This window comes from Bacillus sp. SH5-2, from assembly GCF_008368905.1.
GTDB classification, from domain to species: Bacteria; Bacillota; Bacilli; order Bacillales; family Bacillaceae_G; genus Bacillus_A; species Bacillus_A luti.
In genome coordinates this window covers 63,247-80,738 of sequence record NZ_QOSD01000024.1, presented here as the reverse complement: position 1 = coordinate 80,738, position 17,492 = coordinate 63,247, and the positions used below count along the sequence as shown (strand labels likewise).

Below are 17,492 nucleotides of genomic sequence, written 5' to 3'. Positions count from 1 at the left end.
ATATATTTCTGTTAAATTTAAAAAATCAGACAATATAACAAAAAGATTAATAAACAAAACATATCACTTACGAACCGTTTCCACCCTTAATTTTCGCTTTTATAATATAATAATTACATAATATATTAATCGTTTATCCCTTTTAGTATTTATCTCACCTTCTTTACTTTACCTTAATGCTTCTTTCCTTAGTGAAAAATATTGTGTGCAGGACATAAAAATAAAAAGATCCAACTTCTTAACTTTGACATTAAGAAGTTGGATCTTTTTTATTACTTTGGAATAATTATACTGCGTTAATACAAATCTTATTAAGAAATTAAGTTTTATATAAGTTGTGTTAATTACGTTAGTTATTTTGATAACACATACATAAACTAATAAAATTTACTGATTACTCTCAAGACATTCATAAACCGCCATCATATCTTGTTTATCCAATTCGCGAATGCGACTGAAAATTGGTATTTGCGAAACCGCTTCTGTTAATAAGCTTTCATCCACAACATCAGTAACTTTTCCAGTTAACCAAGTTTGTACATCCACGCCCTCAACAACTTCTTTTAGCCCTTCGTCATTAATACCACTTGCATTACAAGTTACACATGGAATTGTTAATTTAAACACACCGTCATGTAGATTATCTTCTGTTATAACTTTCTTTCCTTTGCAAAATGGACATGGATTACTTTTTTTAATTTTATTAATTTGGGTAACTAACTTTTTGTATCCAAACGCTTCGTATACATACGTAAGTTTTTTATATTTACCATTTGTGAAGTACTTATCTATAATAGTTTCTCTCGTTTCATAAACATTAGGGAAATCACAAACAGTTACTTGATTATTAACACTAATGGATTCGATATTTCCTTTTATTTCATCCCAGAATGGTAAGACATTTTGCAATACCATTTCATAGTTTGAAAAGCTTGCCTGTTCTAATTCAAATATTTTTAGTGCAACTTGTGCTTTTCTTGGCAATAAAGAAACATCTTCTCTCAATCTCATATCGCCACCAACAATAGATTTTAATTTATGAAGCGCAGGTAAATCACCGACTATTTTCAACACTTCATCAACTGGTTGATTGATAATTTCACGAATATCGAAGTTATTAAATTTAAGCGGCTTATGATGATTTAAAACTGTCCCCTCACAAATTGGACATACAATCATTTCTTTAGATTCTTTAATTTCTTCTTTAATGGCTGCTTTTGAAATAACAATATATCCGCCAATGATCGTATTAAATCCTACCCATGTTCTACGTGTCTTTCCTTTTTTATTATAAAATGATTTTTCAAAATAACCATACCAAAACGTATGCTTTTCTTCTTCTGACATATCATTATAGCTCTTTGATAAATCGTGACCAAGCTCATTTTTAATTTCTTCAAATAGAAATTCTATTTTTTCATATTGATAAAATTTTAATACTTTCATGATTTCTGGATCGAATAGACCATCCCAAAATGGAACGTTTTTATTTTGAATTGTAATATCTTTATCGAAAACTTCAATTTGAAGACGCCCAGAACAAGATGGACAATGATTGTCCTGTGAATAGAAATCAAAACTTCTCGTATCTTTATTAGTTGAATGAGCAGCTACAATATGATTAATTAATCCACCGATCTCATATAAGAAACTATATTGACTATATAAATGTCTTTCAAGATCAATAGCAACAACGGGTGCAATTGTATCCGATTCATATTCACCATAAATTAAACGGGCCATTGATGATAAACTTTTTAAAATACCACCCTTATAAATATTTTCGGCATTTTTAAAATAGTTAATATGATTTTCTTCTAAATAGTGAACTCCTTTTTTCTGCCTAAGCATTGAAGAAATATGTATTTTCTCTGTGCTATTCACACTATTTTTTTGACGATAGTAATTCTCATGACTGACAACATCCAGATGCTCTACATATTCATTCTGCCTTTTCCCAAAATCAACAATATAATCAGAGCTTTCTAACATGTAACTATTATGCTCAATCATAATGATAGAAACTGATTCATCTTGCAAAATCCCTCTAATACTATCTATAAATTGATTTAAAATATTTTGTGATAAACCTTTTGAAGGCTCATCAAAAATAAATAATGTATGTGAATTTCTTGTTTTTGCAAATAACTCAGAAACTAAATGAACACATTGAAACTCACCCGTTGATAATGTTTGTGTTTTTCGTTCTAATGTTAAATAACCCAGCCCTAATTTGATTAGTAGGCTCAAGCGTTTATATGCAATATCTTCATTTGGAATTTCATCAATAATATCCTCAATCGAACGCTCAAAAATATCATCGATTTCTTCACTATACTTTGTCAGTTTCTTTTTAATATCAAGGAAAGTTGCAACAGTTGATCGACTTGTAATCGATTGGTTTCGATCTTGTCCAACCATAACTAGTTTATCTTTTGGATAACGTTTCAAAAAGTCTTGTGCTACACATTCATTGACAAGTGTAGATTTTCCACATCCTGATTCACCAGTAACCGTTACAAGTCTATTTTTAGGAATTTGAAACTTAGCCATTTGGATATTACGACAATACAAATCATGGAATGTATAATAGTCTGTTGGCATTTCTTTATTTCTTTCCCACAATATTGGTTTTGGTCTTGGCGATTTTTTCACGATTTTCCCGCCATATTTTCCGCTACCAGGTCCGAAGAACAATTGCTCATCAGTTGTATCTAGTACTGTATCTGAATGATCAATAAGCCAAATTTGATTTTTACACCCTAATTGTTTAATCTCTTCTAATATTTGTAGTAATGTTTCATGATCAAGTCCAACTGAAATCTCATCAATAATAATTACAGCATTTTCACTTACCGCCATAAATTCAGCCAAGTAAAGCCTTGTTAACTCCCCACCTGACAACGTACCCATAATTCTATTTAACGTTAAATAACCGATATTCATATTCATAATATTTTGCAGAATATGTTGTTTTGCTTCACTAATATTTAATTCTTCTGCTAATGAAAGAATAGATTCAACACTTAAATCATTAATATCTGAAATAGTATGTGGTTTAGCAAATAAATCTATAGTATGTTGTTTGATTTCTTCACTATAACGTTTCCCCTTACACTTTTTACATTCAATATTTTTCGTAGTGCCACGTCCTTTACAACCAGTACACCAACCTAATTGATTATTAAATGAAAAGACCTCAGGAGAAAGGTTGAATTCTTCAGCAAGTTTTTCACGAACCTCTGTAAAAACACCAGTATGAGTTCCTATTGTAGAACGCGGATTAGATGAAATCGATGATTTTCCTAGAAAAAGGACTAAAGGCATTTCTTCCATCTTAATAGCACTAAAATTCGTTTCCATAATGTTAGGAAATAAATATTGATATTCAGCTTTTGGTAATAAAGAAACTAATCGTTTTTTTGATTCTTCGCCAATCGTTTGGCAAAATGTAGTTTTACCAGATCCAGACAAACCCACAATTCCAAATGATTTATTTACCATTATTTCTGCATCCAATTTATTAATATTATTCGCAATTAATTGATTTACTTTCATATTAACCTCTATTCTTATTGTTTTAGGAAAACGTTTTTATAAGATAATAATTACATAATAAATTCAGATTATATAACATCTATCTATTTAATCCATCTGTCTTAACCTTATATTTATCAAACCAATATTTCCATTCATCTTTTGAAAATTCTTTTTCTTCACCTTGTAAAACAGAAGAAAAAAGATCTAGACAAATATGCCAACCGGCTATATCTTTCGGTGTATGATCTGTTAATTCATGGATGAATTCTTTAAGTATTAATACGGATCCATTTTCCTCTTTATGTATTTCAAATCGAACGCGATCTTTATCCCACGTGAATTCTAATGTTGAATTTGTTTTACAATCTAAAATATCAATATTTAAAAACGAACCATCCATCATGTCAAATTTAATAATTCCACCTGTTTTAAGATTTTCTATTTGCAAGTTAGACATCCACTTTTTCAATTTATTATTATCTGTTAATACAGACCATACTTTTTCTATCGAATATGGAAAATGCCTATCAAATTGTACTACGTATCCATTACTTTGTTTATCTATTGTAGCAATCATTATTCATACGCCTCCTTCTGCCTCTAACAGAATATATGTTCCCTTTTATTATTTTACTTGATTTCACTAAAAAAATAAATCTCAGTTAACATACTTTTTACGGTATTTTAACAAAATAAGACTTTGTTATTATTTAACCATTTACTATAATCATGCCATACAGGTTGTTCTTTGCAAATTGAAGATATAAGGTTGATACGACGGGGCATTATTCCCTCCTTATTTTTATGACAAAAATAAAAAGCAGAAAGGATACTTCCTTCTGCTTTTATAATAAATGGTACATTTCATATTGTGTTAAAGCGTTCTTTTCAAACCCATTTTTCTTTAAAAATCCTTCCAGTAAACTATTATTAGGAAACCCAATAGATACACTTGATAACTTCAATTTTTCATTTGCTACTTGTAATAATTGCGTCGCAATGCCAATATTTCTATAATCTTTGTCTACGAATATAAAGCTAATTTTTCCATGTTCATTTATAGATACCGTACCTTTTAAATCATTATCAACATATGATCCATAATATATGTTATTTGTTTTCTCAATATAATCAATATCATTTTGCCAATTTATATGGAAGTTAAGCCATTTTTGAATTTCAAGTTTAAATGTTTGAAATTCAATTTTTTTCACTTCAACATTTTTATTATCTTCATTTGTTAGTTTAGTTACATCATTTAAATTATAATAAGAAAGATCATATACTTTTTCATAACCTAGCTTATTATAGAAGTTAATCGCTCTATCATTACCTACAATGACCTCTAGAAAAAGTTGTTTACATCCATTTTGAATCGCCTCTTCTTTATGCAGTTCAAATAACTTTTGGCTTACACCAATTCCTCGGTACTCTGGATGAACGGCTAATGTTCCGCAACGCATTGTTTTTATGCTTTCATAATCCTTTATACCACCAAGTATTACGCCAACAGATTTATCACCATCTAAAGCCAAAAAAGAGTGTTCTATCGCATTTCCTTCTGTTCCAAAAAATCTTTTAATAAAATCTTCTTGTGAAACTTCCATTTTAATGATGTAATCTGAGAATCCATCTTTAAAAGCTTCATACACTAAATCTATACTTACTTTGCTACATCTTTTGTATTGAATCATATAAGTATAATCCTCCGCTTTGGCTTGTTATATACTACATTCGAACACATGAAATGAGTTCCCTTCACCATATTCATCCTTTATTTCATGAATAACCACTTGACTAAATCCATTATGAATAAGTATATTTTCAAACTCTTTTAACTCATATAATCTTATAGGAAAATCCATAATCTCAGTTTGTACTATTTTTTCATCATGAATAATTTCATACTTTAGTTTAATATTCAAAAGCTTTTGTACATCATCATATGATATTTTTCTATATTCAACAATCAATTCATTGTTAATTTCTTTTCTATTTGTTTCAATCCAGTTAAGAATCTCTTCCACTTCATTTCCTCCTAATACAACGGTAAGAAGGAATTTTCCATTTTCATTTAAGTTATTTTTCATATTTTGGAGACTAATGTCTACTAAATTATCAGGTAAAAGTGAAAATGATCCAATTGGTATCATGATAAGGTCATATTTTTTATCACCATGGAAGTTTTCGATTCTTTCTTGCGATATAACTGGCTTCAAGTTAAATTTTTCTGCTTTTTCTTTACACACTTTAAGCATTTCTACTGAAAGGTCGAACCCTTCTATATCAATACCATTTTGCATAAACGGAATTAACATTCTACCATTCCCGCACATCGGTTCTAACACTTTCATATTTTTGTCTTTTACAAAAGAAAAATAAAATTCCAATTCTTTTCCGGCCGCAATTGATTTATCACTCTCATAAATTTTTGTACAAAGTTCACCATAATACGTGTGCAATATTATTCCACCTCTTAACTTAAAATACATGGATAGTTTGTTATATAAGTTCTGCTATCTATTATTTACTACAGTAATCTCATAAACACGTAAAAAAGCAATTAAATGCTCGCACGCTCGTTCACATGCTAACATTTTAAAGATTTTTTGTTCTTCTTTCGTTTTATCATTCGCTTGATCTGAAGCAGCTTTTAAACACAAAAATGGTTTTTTATTTATATGACAAACATAAGCGAAAGCTGCCACTTCTTGATCAACTGCCAAAGCTCCGTATACAGTATGAAGTAAATATCTCATTTCTGAACTGCGAATACGTTGATCCCCAGATAAGAATGTACCGAAATGAATCGGGTCATAAGACCGTATTTTTTTTATTCTTCTTACAAGTGATTTTGTTGTTTCAATCGGTGTTGTTCTACCATTATATAAATTAAAAACATCCTCACCCGAACCAGCAGCAGTAACATCATGTTGTATTGCATTAAGGGCCACTACAATATGACCATTTTTCACCTTATTTGATAGACTTCCACATATGCCTGTCATAAATAACTCATCTGGTTGAAACTCACTAATTAATAATTGTACACAACTAGCGCAGCTTACTTTACCAACACCAGTTACAACTGATATTATTTCCAACTCATTAATAGTATGAAAATGAAATTCCCAAGCAGCTCTTTTTTCAACGCGCTCACTTGGATAATATTGATGCAAATACGTAAGTTCTGGTTCCCATGCGGATACGATTGCAATACGTTTCATTACACACTTCACTTCCCCTATTGTCATTTAAATAAGTTATCTATACTTTCTCGTTCATAATCTGGAATCCACTTTTTGTATTTATCATATAAAATTCGTATTCTTTCTTTATTCTTCGCAATTACTTCACATCCTCTATCATCGTAAATAAACATGATAATACCTTTCGTTGCATTTATGAGAAATACATCTGGATAAGAAATTTCTTTCTTACGTCCAAAACGAGGATAAAGATCTGGAAAATCTTCATGACTAGCAGCTTGAATAAGCGGTTCATGTTTAATATCTTCCACAAGACATTTTAAAGAGAATTGAAATGTACAATATAAATCTGCTTCTTCATCTTCAAATAGAAAAGGTAACGTTTCTTGTCTTAAACGAAACTTTAAATATTTCTTCTTAATATATCTATCGTATACATTTATTTTCTGTGGAGTTTTTATATTTTCCTTTTTAAATCGATAAACATTTGTTACTAAAAAAACTGTATCTTTTTTCGAGAATATATGATGGAATACTTCTTTATTGTACTTATATAGCTGACAGAAATAATCCATATTATATTCATCTGTTCCCTCTTTGAATTGGTATTTACCTTTCCCAAACTCAAAATGCAAATGATTTTCCCACTGAGAGTATATGTACGGTACTAATGTAACTCCTGGAAATGTTTGATTCATATATTCTTTTAATTGCATTTTCATATCCTTTCTACTCTACAATTCCTTTTAAATGCCAATATGCTTCTTCTAGCCACGGATGTATTACTTTCAATGTATCTTTTCTTTCCCATAAATATGAAATATATGCAAAAGCAGCATGTTCCAAAGTTTTTTCCAATCCTTTTTTTACTTCCACTAAATATGGTGGTGTCCCTTGTTGATCCCATGCTATTTTGTCAGCAACAAATAATATTAAATCCATCTTCGTAGGCTGTTTACGCAATGTAGTGTGGCAACCGATTGCATTTAAAATCTCTTCATCATGTACTTTAAATATCTCATTTGCAATTACTCTCGATAGTTTTTGATGAATGATCATTGGAAATTCTCGCTCTTCCTCTACTATTTCTACTCCATGTTTTTCAGACACTGCAATCCGTACATCATTTGGAAAGATTGCACTACTATCATGTAAATATCCTGCAATTGCTGCTTTTTCTTTATCTTCATAAAACATTCCTGCAATTTTCCTAGCCTCATTCGCTACGTGAATGGAATGTTTATATGTAATTTCTTTATTGTATTTTAATAGAAATTCTTTTATATCATTTTCAATTTCTCCAGTTGCAACAAATGAATATATATCATTATATAACATAGCAAATCCCCCTTATAACTAACTTTTAATATAATGTAGAATACAAATATCCTTCTTATTTTGTATTCGCTATGAATATTTTAATTCCTTTTTAATACGTTACATGAAATTTTATATAGAATCATTGCTACAAAGTACATAAATGTTTGATATTATAGTAATGTTAATAATTTTGGAAAGGAACTAACTATATAATGAATAAAAATATATTAATTATTGATGACGATAAAGATATTGTAGAATTACTTGCTGTTTATTTACGAAATGAAGGTTATAACATACATAAAGCATATGATGGTGATGAAGCTTTGCAAATGTTATGTACATATGAAGTAGATCTTATGATTCTGGATATTATGATGCCAAAACGAAACGGATTAGAAGTTTGCCAAGAAGTTCGCGAAAATAATACTGTACCTATTCTTATGCTTAGTGCCAAAGCTGAAGATATGGATAAAATATTAGGACTTATGACAGGGGCAGATGATTATATGATTAAACCATTCAATCCACTAGAATTAGTGGCTAGAGTGAAAGCTTTGTTAAGAAGATCATCTTTCCAAAACAATGCTACTCAAAAAAAAGAAGATGGTATCATTCGTATTCGAACTGCTGAAATCCATAAGCATAATCATACTTTGAAAATAAATAATGAGTATATTAAGCTTACATCTATTGAATTTGATATTTTATACTTACTTGCAAGCAATACAGGAAGAGTATTTAGTTCCGAAGAAATATTTGAACGCGTATGGAATGAAGATGGTTATGGTTCTAACAAAACTGTTATGGTCCATATTAGTAATTTACGTGATAAACTTGAAACCGTAATGAATGGAGAAAAATTTATTCATACTGTTTGGGGAGTGGGCTATAAAATTGAGAAATGAAGCATTTGATATATTAAAAGATATTCCAAAATGGAAAATTATTTTTTGGCTCTTATTAGCTATTACACTAACTCCGATTACCGAATTAATTATATATCGTCTCATAACGAGTGTAATTGAGAGTTCTCTTACTTTAAGTGAACTCGGTAAAGAATTCATTAGAATTTTCGGCTACGAAAAATATAAAGGGCTAAAGGAATCCCTTTGGATGATGATTGTATCTTATTTGTTTCTATTCTCTATTTTCTCATCCTATTTATACATTTTTTATCGTCACGAAAGAAAGGTGTATTATGAAACTTGTATAAAAAAAATGATTGAAGAGATTCGTTATATCGCAAGTGGAAATTTCAATCATAAAGTTTCCATTGTAAATCATAATTATCTAGAAGAATTAGCAACTGGGGTCAATCAAATTGTTGAACAATTAAAAGTCTCAATTGATGAAGAAAGACAAGCAGAACAAGCAAAAAGCGAACTGATTACAAATGTATCACACGACTTACGAACCCCTCTTACATCAATAGTGGGATATGTAAATTTAATCCATCATGATAATTATAGAGATGAAGTGGAATTGCGTCATTATATACAAGTTATTTATGATAAGGTAACACGCCTTAATGCATTAATGAATGATTTGTTTGAATATACACGTGTTCAAAATAAAGAGTTAAGTTTATATTCTGCTCCCATTGATATTGTAGAACTACTTGGGCAATTAACTGTTCAATTCCGAATACAGGTTCAAGAAGCTAACATAGAATGCAGGCCTTCCTTCCCATCTCAAAAACTCATGGTATTAGCTGATGGTGACAAATTAGTACGCGTGTTTGAAAATCTTATTATAAACGCTATCGCTTATGGAAACGATGGTCACTATATTGACCTTACTGCATATGAAAGCAATAATATGATTACAATCGATATTACTAATTACGGGCAACCTATTCCTAGTACGGATTTACCTCATATTTTTGAACGATTTTATCGCGTTGAGAAATCACGCTCAACAAACACTGGCGGATCTGGCCTCGGATTAGCAATTGCCAAAAGTATTGTTGAACTGCATAAAGGAACAATTGAAGTATATAGTGATGACACCAAAACAACTTTCACTGTAAAACTATTACCTTATAAAGGTTAATTTCACATAAATTTAGGTTCAATTTCTTCTACGATAAGAAATTGAATCTTTTTAATTTCCATTAATATCCAAAATTTAATAATCCTTTATAAATCTTTAGAAATTCTTTACCTTTTCTTTCTTCCTAATTAAGCATTCCTTCTTACAATAATAATATTGATGTCATAGTAGGAGGATCGCTTATGCAATTCTTAAAAAAAATAACAGTTTTATTATTATCTTTTCTCATTACTGCACTTATCGTTTTATATTTTTATCTTTATGTAAATGGTCCAGTTATTCAAGCTAAATCAGCTATTTTAATAGATGCTAATTCAGGGGAAGTTATTTATAAAAAAAATGAAGAAACTCTAATACAATCAGCTACTTTATCTAAATTAATGACAGAGTATATCGTGTTAGAACAACTAAATGACGGCAAAATACAGTTGGATGAATCCGTAAAAATAAGCAACGAAGTGTTCCAAGCGGAAACAAGCCCTATTCAAGTAACATCCAAGGATAAAACGACGGTTCGTGATTTACTTCATGCATTGCTTTTAACAGGAAATAATCGTTCCGCACTTGCGCTAGCGGAACACATTGGTGGAAATGAAGATAGCTTTACAACGTTAATGAATGAAAAAGCAAAACAACTACAGTTATCACAATCATCTCCATTTCTAAACTCTACTGGTGTTAATAACGATACAAATAAACAACCTAGCACAACAGCGCTAGACGTAGCTAAGCTAGCAACACAATTAGTAAAAGATTTTCCGGATGTACTGAATATTACGAAATTAACCTCTTACCAGTTTACCTTCAAAGATTTCCAAGTTTTTAACACGAACAAGATGATTTATTCCCTTAATAAAGACATTAAACTCCAGGGTGTCGATGGCTTGCAGACTAGTTTTTCAACTAACGGTATTTATAGTTTTGTCAGTACAGCTAAACTAGGTAATACAAGGCTTATTTCAGTAATATTAGAAGCCGATGAAGAAAACAGTACTTTTATCGAAACAAAAAAATTACTGCAGTACGGTTTTGACCCTTCCTCCTACTCTGCACTCCAAGCTTTTAAAGATACCCTTACATCTTGGTCAATATTGCTACAGTTTAAAAATTTAATCATACAAACGATGATGATTTTTTTCATCATTACCATATTAATGTTTTTACATATACGTCAAAAAAAATCCGAGGATTTCAACTGAAAAATCTTCTTTTATATAAAAACCGACTTGCGTTTACAGTGCAAGTCGGTTTTTAAGTCTATAATCCTCTTCCAATTAAATTCGCTGAAATGGGCTGAAGGTTTAACTCTCTTGCCCATATGGATAGCTGACCTATATGATGAATTTCATGTACAATAACGTGTCGTAACACTTCACCATACCTATACTCTTTATCCGTCCATGAGGCGTTTAATATTTTATTTTCTAAGGATTCTGTCCACGATTGTACAAATTCTTCTAAATCTTTGTTATACAAATCAGATAACGCTTTCACTTTTTGAATGGATTGATAATCCTTAAATTTCGGCTCATCTACTTCTTTTCCTTTCAAATCACAAATCCAGCTATACTCAACATCTACAATATGAAATAATGTTTCTAGAATACTTCCAACACCACCAACACGCTTGCGGAGTAATTCTTCCTCTGAAAGTTGCTCACACCACTTAAACCAATCGTCTCTTACTTGCCAATTGTATTTAAATAAAGTGTACACATTTATCTCTCCCCTACCTCAATAATCCACTTAACAGCATCTATTACACAATATGGCTCATCTTTTTGAATATAGTGGCCACTTTGTTCTGCAACTACAAATTTATTATTGCTTGATAATCGTAATAATTCTTCTTGCAATTGCAACCATTTCATTTGTGCATCTGGCGAGTAAAAAGCTTTTTTACCTGCAGCTAACACGGCAAGTGGAATATTTCTCATTGACTGACAATGTTTATCTACTTCACCTAGACTAAACATAAACTCTTCATAAGAACTTTCATATACAAATTGTTTATAGTAAGCTTCTTGAAATTCTGGTGACATGATTGGCAAAAAAGCTTCTTTATAATTTTCCGGTGTCGAATCAACCAAAACTATTCCCGACATATCTTCGGGATAAAAATTCGCAAATAAACGGGCATTTATACCACCAAAAGAATGTCCTACAAAAATATAAGGTGGTTTCAATTGTAATTGCTCTAAACAACTTCTCAAATCTTTTACCATTTCAGAACTAATACGTCACTTGGAACTCTTCCCACTTTTCCCTATTCCCGCTCGATCATATGTGAGTACCGTCCCATATTCCGTCAATTCTTCAGCAATAAGGTCCCATGCCTTTGAATAATCGCCATAACCTGCTTCCATTATAATAACAGGCTGCAACTTCTTTCCTTGGAATATTTTCGTATATATTTTAAAGTCATCAACTTGCACATATTCTTCCATACATTTAATCATTGACGATCACTTCTCTCAGATTAAGACAATCTACAATTTGATCAATTATTTCACCTACAGATAAAGATCCATCCAAAACAATATCTGAATTTGGCTTTACAGTATGAAGCGCCTCCAAATAAGCTTTTCTAGCATATGTTATATAATGCTTTAAATCATTATGTATTTCACTCATTGTATCTTCTTTAAAATCTCGCAAAATTCTTCTAGCCATCGCAATGTCTAAAGGCGTGTCGATAAATATCGTTACGTCAATCAACTTTCCCATTTCACTATTTAAGTATGCAAAGGGATAATCTACAATAATATAATCTAGATAACTATTTTGTAGCAGATGCTGAATATCGTTAATTAATGGTGTGAGTACCCATTCATCATAATTTGCTCCATCCTCAATCCATTTACAAATATCAGCAGGACAGTTATCAAATGTATAACTATCAAAATAAAGAGCTTTTGAATTTTTCAACTCATGAGTTAGTCTTTCTGTAATGGTAGTTTTACCACCCCCAGAAACAGCTGCAATTGAAATTATTTTTGTCTTTTTATCCACGATTCCCACCAAACCCCTTTTGTTAACATAATATAATTATAAATCACTATTGTTGTTTATGTTCCATTCATATTCTAACATACTCATTTCCCATAAATTCCAATACGTATCTCCTACTTTTTCTGATTCTCTTAATAAACCTTCTTTTACAAATCCTATTTTTTCATAACATAAAATAGCTGTCGTATTAAAATCATACACACCAAGCGTTACTCTATGTAGTTTTAATTCTTCAAAAGCAACATGAAGTACTGCTTTCATCATATGTTTCCCTATAGAACGTCCTCTCATTCTCTTATCACCAATTAATACTTTTCCAATTCTTGCAGACTTATTTATATTATCAATTTGTCCAAGCGAAATATGACCAATAACGTCTGAAGTCTCTTCATCTATTACTTTGAATGCGAGTGTGTTTGTACTTTCGATATATTTATGTAATTGCTCTTCATTTAGAGGGTATGTAAATGCATTTCCCGACCATTGTATTAAAAATTCCTCGGAATGGATCCAATTTATTAATTGTTCGAAATCAGATCTTTTAAAAGGCTCTAATTTAATCACTCTCATTCTCCTTTCGTACATCATTCTTTATAGCCTTAAACTTATTTCTATATAAAGAATATATTCTCCTTTTATACAAAATTAAAGTAAAGCCATTCATAAGAATGACTTTACAAAAACACAGCATAATTATGCCATGTTTCCTATGTCAACAATGGTTCAATCGCTTCAATTTTACAAACTGATATAATTACTGTAACAACTCCAGCACTATTAGCAAGCTTTACAACATCACAAGTGACTACAGAAACTGTTCCTGCATAATTATTACTTCCTATAGTAATGCGTACTGCTCTGTTTACTAATTTTTTAAGCTCATCTCTAATTCCTTGCACACAGCAACAATCACATTTTTTATTCTGTTCTTCTTGTTCTTTTTTACATTCTTCAAAAGCGTCCCAACAATCATCATGTTTACACGTACATTTTTTTCTACAATTATTAAATCGAGAACCCAAATCCTCACCCCCTAATCATTTCTATTAATAAAGTATGTCCACTAGCTTAAAAGTGTACGAGGCAAAAACATAGATAGAAAAAAACAAACTTTTGTACCAAATCCTTTTATTTACTTAAAAACAAATTCATTGCTGTATCTACCTCTAATTTAAATCCTTAAGATATCTGCAATTTCAAAAAAATCCCTCCTTTAATAATTGTGATCCTATTTAAAAATATAAAACTGACCTCCAATAATTAGATGCCAGTTTATAACTGTAAAAATTTGTAATTTGAAGCTAGTTTTTTGGTAAGGCCTATCAATTTTCTATTTAAATCTACTTCAAAACTTTCTTTCTATCGAAATAAATTAAATATTCTATCTATTTTTTGTGAGTTTTCCGCATATACCGTTTCAAAAGTTATCCCATTTACATCTTCTATTAATAAGTAAGAGAATAGGAGGTGCAAATAGAATGTCTTGTATTGTTACAGGTTTGACACAGCCACTTTGTTTAACACTTGTTTATAATGTTGTATCGGGGATACTAATATCTTCTACTGTGGATTGCGGAAGTTGTTCTCTATCAACTGAATTCGATTATACTAGTAAGAATCTAGTTATAAGAGTACCATTTACTGGTGAAGGTACTCTTATATTCAATGACAAATTCCAGGCAAGTTGCGTTACAACGAATTTAACACAACCTTAATTTAAGTAATTTATTAGGGGGAAATAGAATTATAACTTCTAATTCCCCTCTCTCCCTCACAAATTAACAAACAACACCTACATTTGGTTTTCATTTTAAATTTATAAATTAATCTCTTCTTCCTTTACAAAAAGTGGGGCTGTTACATTTCCTATTAATAGAAAAGGAGGTCAAAATACTTTGCCTTGTGTCTTACCAGGATTAACTCAGCCAGTTTGCTTAACCATTGTTTATAACATTTTATCTGGCACACTTATATCCTCTTCAGTTCATTGCGGCGAATGCGAACAAGAAATTGGATTTGATTATGTGAGTAAGAATCTAACAATTGTAATGCCATTCACTGTTGAGGGTTCACTTACATTTAATGATAAATTTTTAGCAAGTTGTATTACAACGAACATAACACAACCTTAATTAAATCTATAAATTTATAAGAGAAGTGGAATGCACTTTTCATTTTCTAATTTTAGGAATATAAAGTACTTATATATAATCCGATTTCAGTAAAAAGCGTCATAGCTTTACTTCCCCCTTCTATTTCCTCACTTTTTTATTTCAATACTTTCTCTCTTCTTGTTTTCATCTTCTGCTTAGCTCTTATATTTTTTTATACAAAAAATGAGCTCTAATTTAATAGAGCTCATACTTAATTTTATAATTTACTAGACTGTAATCCCTGAATAAACGTAACTACTTCTGGATTTACAAGTGAAGATAAATCACCTAATTCTTTTCCTAAGTAAGCAGCCTTAATGACACGTCGCATTACTTTAGAATTTCGTGTTTTCGGTAAATCTTCTACAACGTGAATATCTTTTGGACATAATGCTTTTCCAATATGAGAGTTTACTAAACTCATTAATTCTTTCTTTAACTCTCCTGTAAATGTTACATTATCTCTTAATACTACAAAACAATGACAAACTTCACCTTTTACATCATCAGGTACACCAATTGCTGCAGCTTCTATTACATCATTATGTTTCACAAGAATAGATTCATATTCAGCCGGGCCAATACGTTTACCTGCAATATTTAACGTATCATCTGAACGTCCTGTAATGATGTATTGTTCTCCGTCGTAAATAACCCAGTCCCCATGGACCCATTTATTTTCAAAACGTGACCAATATGTGTTCACGTAACGCTCATCGTCTTCCCAAAAACTTTTCGTCATTCCAACCCAAGGTTTCTCTAAACATAATTCTCCAACTTCATCACGAATCGGTGTTCCTTGATCATCAAGCACAACTGCAGCCATTCCTGGTAAAGACGCGTTAAAACTAATTGGTGCAATTGGTTTAATAAGAACATTACCAAAAATCCCACCAGAAATTTCAGTTCCACCTGAATAGTTACAAATTGGGACTTTTCCTTTTCCAACTGTTTTAAATAGCCACATCCAAGGGTCTGGATTCCAAGGTTCTCCTGTTGATGCAAATACTTCTAAACTCTTAAGCGAGTGTTTATTGACATACTCATCGCCTTTTGCCATTAACGCACGAATTAATGTTGGTGAAATACCGAGATGTGTAATTTCATATTTATCAACTGTTTCCCATAGGCGATCTGCTTCTGGGAAGTCTGGAACACCTTCGTACATAACCATCGTTGCTCCATTAATGAGAGAGCCGAATAATAAAAACGGTCCCATCATCCAGCCCATATCAGTTACCCATAATACACGGTCACCTTGTTTTATATTCATTCCAAACCCTGCATCAAATGCAGACTTTAGCGGGAAACCAGCATGCGTATGTACTGTTCCTTTCGGTTTACCCGTCGTTCCTGATGTATAAATGAGCATCAACGGATCGTCGCTTTTCATTTCTTCAGCATGTACAAAAGGTTTTTCTTTTTCTAACGTACTCCATGAGAAATCATAGCTGTGCGGAGTAAAATCATTTCCTGCATGCCGAACGATCACCACTTTTTCAACAGTTGGACAATGTTCACATGCTTTATCCACTTCATCTTTTAAAGAAACAATTTTCCCGCGGCGTGAAAATCCATCTGCGGTAATAATCATTTTTGAACCTGCTGCTTGTACACGTGTCATTACTGCATCAGCAGCAAAACCTGAGAATATTGGTGAAATAATCGCTCCAATTTTCATTACTGCTAACATAGCAACAACTGTTTCAGGAATCATCGGCATGTAAATTGTTACACGATCACCTTTCTCAATACCAGCGTGCTTCAAACCGTTTGCAACACGGCTTACCCAGCTGTCAAGTTCTTCATATGTAAAGGATTTCGAAGTTCCATTTTCTCCTTCATACATAAGTGCAGGCTGTCTTTTCACTTCATCATCAGCAATCCACCGAGATAAAGCAGACTCTACAACGTTACATGTTCCCTCAGTATACCACTGTGCAAACGGTGTACCATTATCTAAATCTAACACTTCTGTATATCGTTCCATCCACTGATAGCCAACTGCCTTCTCAGCTTCTCCCCAAAACCACGCTGTTTCTGCAATTGATTTATTATAAAAAGCTTCGTAATCTTCATAGCCTAATGATTTCATCCAACTAAATAAACGCGTTTTTTCTTTATACTCTTCTGTTGGAAACCAAACTGCTTGTTTCAATGTTTTCCCCTCCTTGAATTTTTGAGAAAGAAAGCCCTAAATAGG

At 31.4% G+C, this 17,492-nt stretch carries 17 protein-coding genes and 1 pseudogene; 5 read left to right on the top strand and 13 right to left on the bottom strand.

The genetic code is table 11. The features are described from left to right. Window positions 1-387: 387 nt before the first annotated feature. From DN410_RS21470 to yqeK, 7 genes are all read right to left on the bottom strand, one after another. Window positions 388-3,558: an ATP-binding cassette domain-containing protein gene (locus DN410_RS21470; protein ID WP_149177980.1), complete on the bottom strand. Its 3,171-nt coding sequence runs from the start codon at window positions 3,556-3,558 to the stop codon at window positions 388-390. 79 nt (window positions 3,559-3,637) lie between these two features. After that, a complete protein-coding gene (locus tag DN410_RS21465) occupies window positions 3,638-4,117 on the bottom strand; it encodes an SRPBCC family protein (RefSeq protein WP_149177979.1) in 480 nt (159 codons plus the stop codon). Between the two features lie 268 nt (window positions 4,118-4,385). Continuing rightward, a complete protein-coding gene (locus DN410_RS21460; protein ID WP_149177978.1) occupies window positions 4,386-5,234 on the bottom strand; it encodes a GNAT family N-acetyltransferase in 849 nt (282 codons plus the stop codon). Window positions 5,235-5,261: 27 nt separating this feature from the next. Continuing rightward, window positions 5,262-6,002, bottom strand: coding sequence for a class I SAM-dependent methyltransferase (locus DN410_RS21455; RefSeq protein WP_149177977.1), 741 nt, complete (start codon window positions 6,000-6,002; stop codon window positions 5,262-5,264). Window positions 6,003-6,056: 54 nt separating this feature from the next. Continuing rightward, on the bottom strand, window positions 6,057-6,794 hold the full coding sequence (gene mtnN / locus DN410_RS21450) for a 5'-methylthioadenosine/S-adenosylhomocysteine nucleosidase (protein WP_149177976.1): 738 nt from the start codon (window positions 6,792-6,794) through the stop codon (window positions 6,057-6,059). After that, window positions 6,791-7,465: a DUF3885 domain-containing protein gene (locus DN410_RS21445; protein WP_149177986.1), complete on the bottom strand. Its 675-nt coding sequence runs from the start codon at window positions 7,463-7,465 to the stop codon at window positions 6,791-6,793. Before DN410_RS21445 ends, mtnN begins: the two co-directional genes overlap by 4 nt. A gap of 13 nt (window positions 7,466-7,478) precedes the next feature. Further along, the gene (yqeK, locus tag DN410_RS21440; protein WP_149177975.1) at window positions 7,479-8,087 is read right to left on the bottom strand and encodes a bis(5'-nucleosyl)-tetraphosphatase (symmetrical) YqeK; all 609 of its coding nucleotides are present in this window, start codon (window positions 8,085-8,087) and stop codon (window positions 7,479-7,481) included. 194 nt (window positions 8,088-8,281) lie between these two features. On the opposite strand from yqeK, the gene DN410_RS21435 reads away from it, so the two are divergent. From DN410_RS21435 to DN410_RS21425, 3 genes are all read left to right on the top strand, one after another. Continuing rightward, entirely contained in the window at window positions 8,282-8,977 is a 696-nt protein-coding gene (locus DN410_RS21435; RefSeq protein WP_149177974.1) for a response regulator transcription factor, read from the top strand. Then, the gene (locus tag DN410_RS21430) at window positions 8,967-10,124 is read left to right on the top strand and encodes a sensor histidine kinase (protein WP_149177973.1); all 1,158 of its coding nucleotides are present in this window, start codon (window positions 8,967-8,969) and stop codon (window positions 10,122-10,124) included. The genes DN410_RS21435 and DN410_RS21430 overlap by 11 nt, the downstream gene beginning before the upstream one ends. Before the next feature lie 182 nt (window positions 10,125-10,306). After that, the gene (locus DN410_RS21425; protein WP_149177972.1) at window positions 10,307-11,323 is read left to right on the top strand and encodes a D-alanyl-D-alanine carboxypeptidase family protein; all 1,017 of its coding nucleotides are present in this window, start codon (window positions 10,307-10,309) and stop codon (window positions 11,321-11,323) included. A 58-nt stretch (window positions 11,324-11,381) separates the two neighbouring features. On the opposite strand, the gene DN410_RS21420 is transcribed toward DN410_RS21425, so the two are convergent. From DN410_RS21420 to exsK, 5 genes and pseudogenes are all read right to left on the bottom strand, one after another. Next, on the bottom strand, window positions 11,382-11,840 hold the full coding sequence (locus tag DN410_RS21420; RefSeq protein ID WP_149177971.1) for a DinB family protein: 459 nt from the start codon (window positions 11,838-11,840) through the stop codon (window positions 11,382-11,384). A 2-nt stretch (window positions 11,841-11,842) separates the two neighbouring features. After that, window positions 11,843-12,583, bottom strand: a pseudogene (locus DN410_RS21415) (alpha/beta fold hydrolase). Next, complete coding sequence (locus DN410_RS21410; protein ID WP_149177970.1) at window positions 12,576-13,136, bottom strand: nucleoside/nucleotide kinase family protein; 561 nt, start codon at window positions 13,134-13,136, stop codon at window positions 12,576-12,578. Before DN410_RS21410 ends, DN410_RS21415 begins: the two are co-directional and overlap by 8 nt. 36 nt (window positions 13,137-13,172) lie before the next feature. After that, window positions 13,173-13,724: a GNAT family N-acetyltransferase gene (locus tag DN410_RS21405; protein WP_149177969.1), complete on the bottom strand. Its 552-nt coding sequence runs from the start codon at window positions 13,722-13,724 to the stop codon at window positions 13,173-13,175. Between the two features lie 119 nt (window positions 13,725-13,843). Next, the gene (gene exsK, locus DN410_RS21400) at window positions 13,844-14,158 is read right to left on the bottom strand and encodes an exosporium protein ExsK (protein ID WP_149177968.1); all 315 of its coding nucleotides are present in this window, start codon (window positions 14,156-14,158) and stop codon (window positions 13,844-13,846) included. Window positions 14,159-14,614: 456 nt separating this feature from the next. Between exsK and DN410_RS21395 the strand changes: the two genes are divergently transcribed. Together DN410_RS21395 and DN410_RS21390 are read left to right on the top strand one after the other, a co-directional pair. Then, window positions 14,615-14,851 (top strand): hypothetical protein, encoded by a 237-nt coding sequence (locus tag DN410_RS21395; protein WP_149177967.1) that lies wholly within the window; start codon window positions 14,615-14,617, stop codon window positions 14,849-14,851. 180 nt (window positions 14,852-15,031) lie between these two features. Then, on the top strand, window positions 15,032-15,268 hold the full coding sequence (locus DN410_RS21390) for a hypothetical protein (RefSeq protein WP_149177966.1): 237 nt from the start codon (window positions 15,032-15,034) through the stop codon (window positions 15,266-15,268). Between the two features lie 238 nt (window positions 15,269-15,506). On the opposite strand, the gene DN410_RS21385 is transcribed toward DN410_RS21390, so the two are convergent. After that, window positions 15,507-17,447 (bottom strand): AMP-binding protein, encoded by a 1,941-nt coding sequence (locus DN410_RS21385; protein ID WP_149177965.1) that lies wholly within the window; start codon window positions 17,445-17,447, stop codon window positions 15,507-15,509. Window positions 17,448-17,492 lie beyond the last annotated feature (45 nt).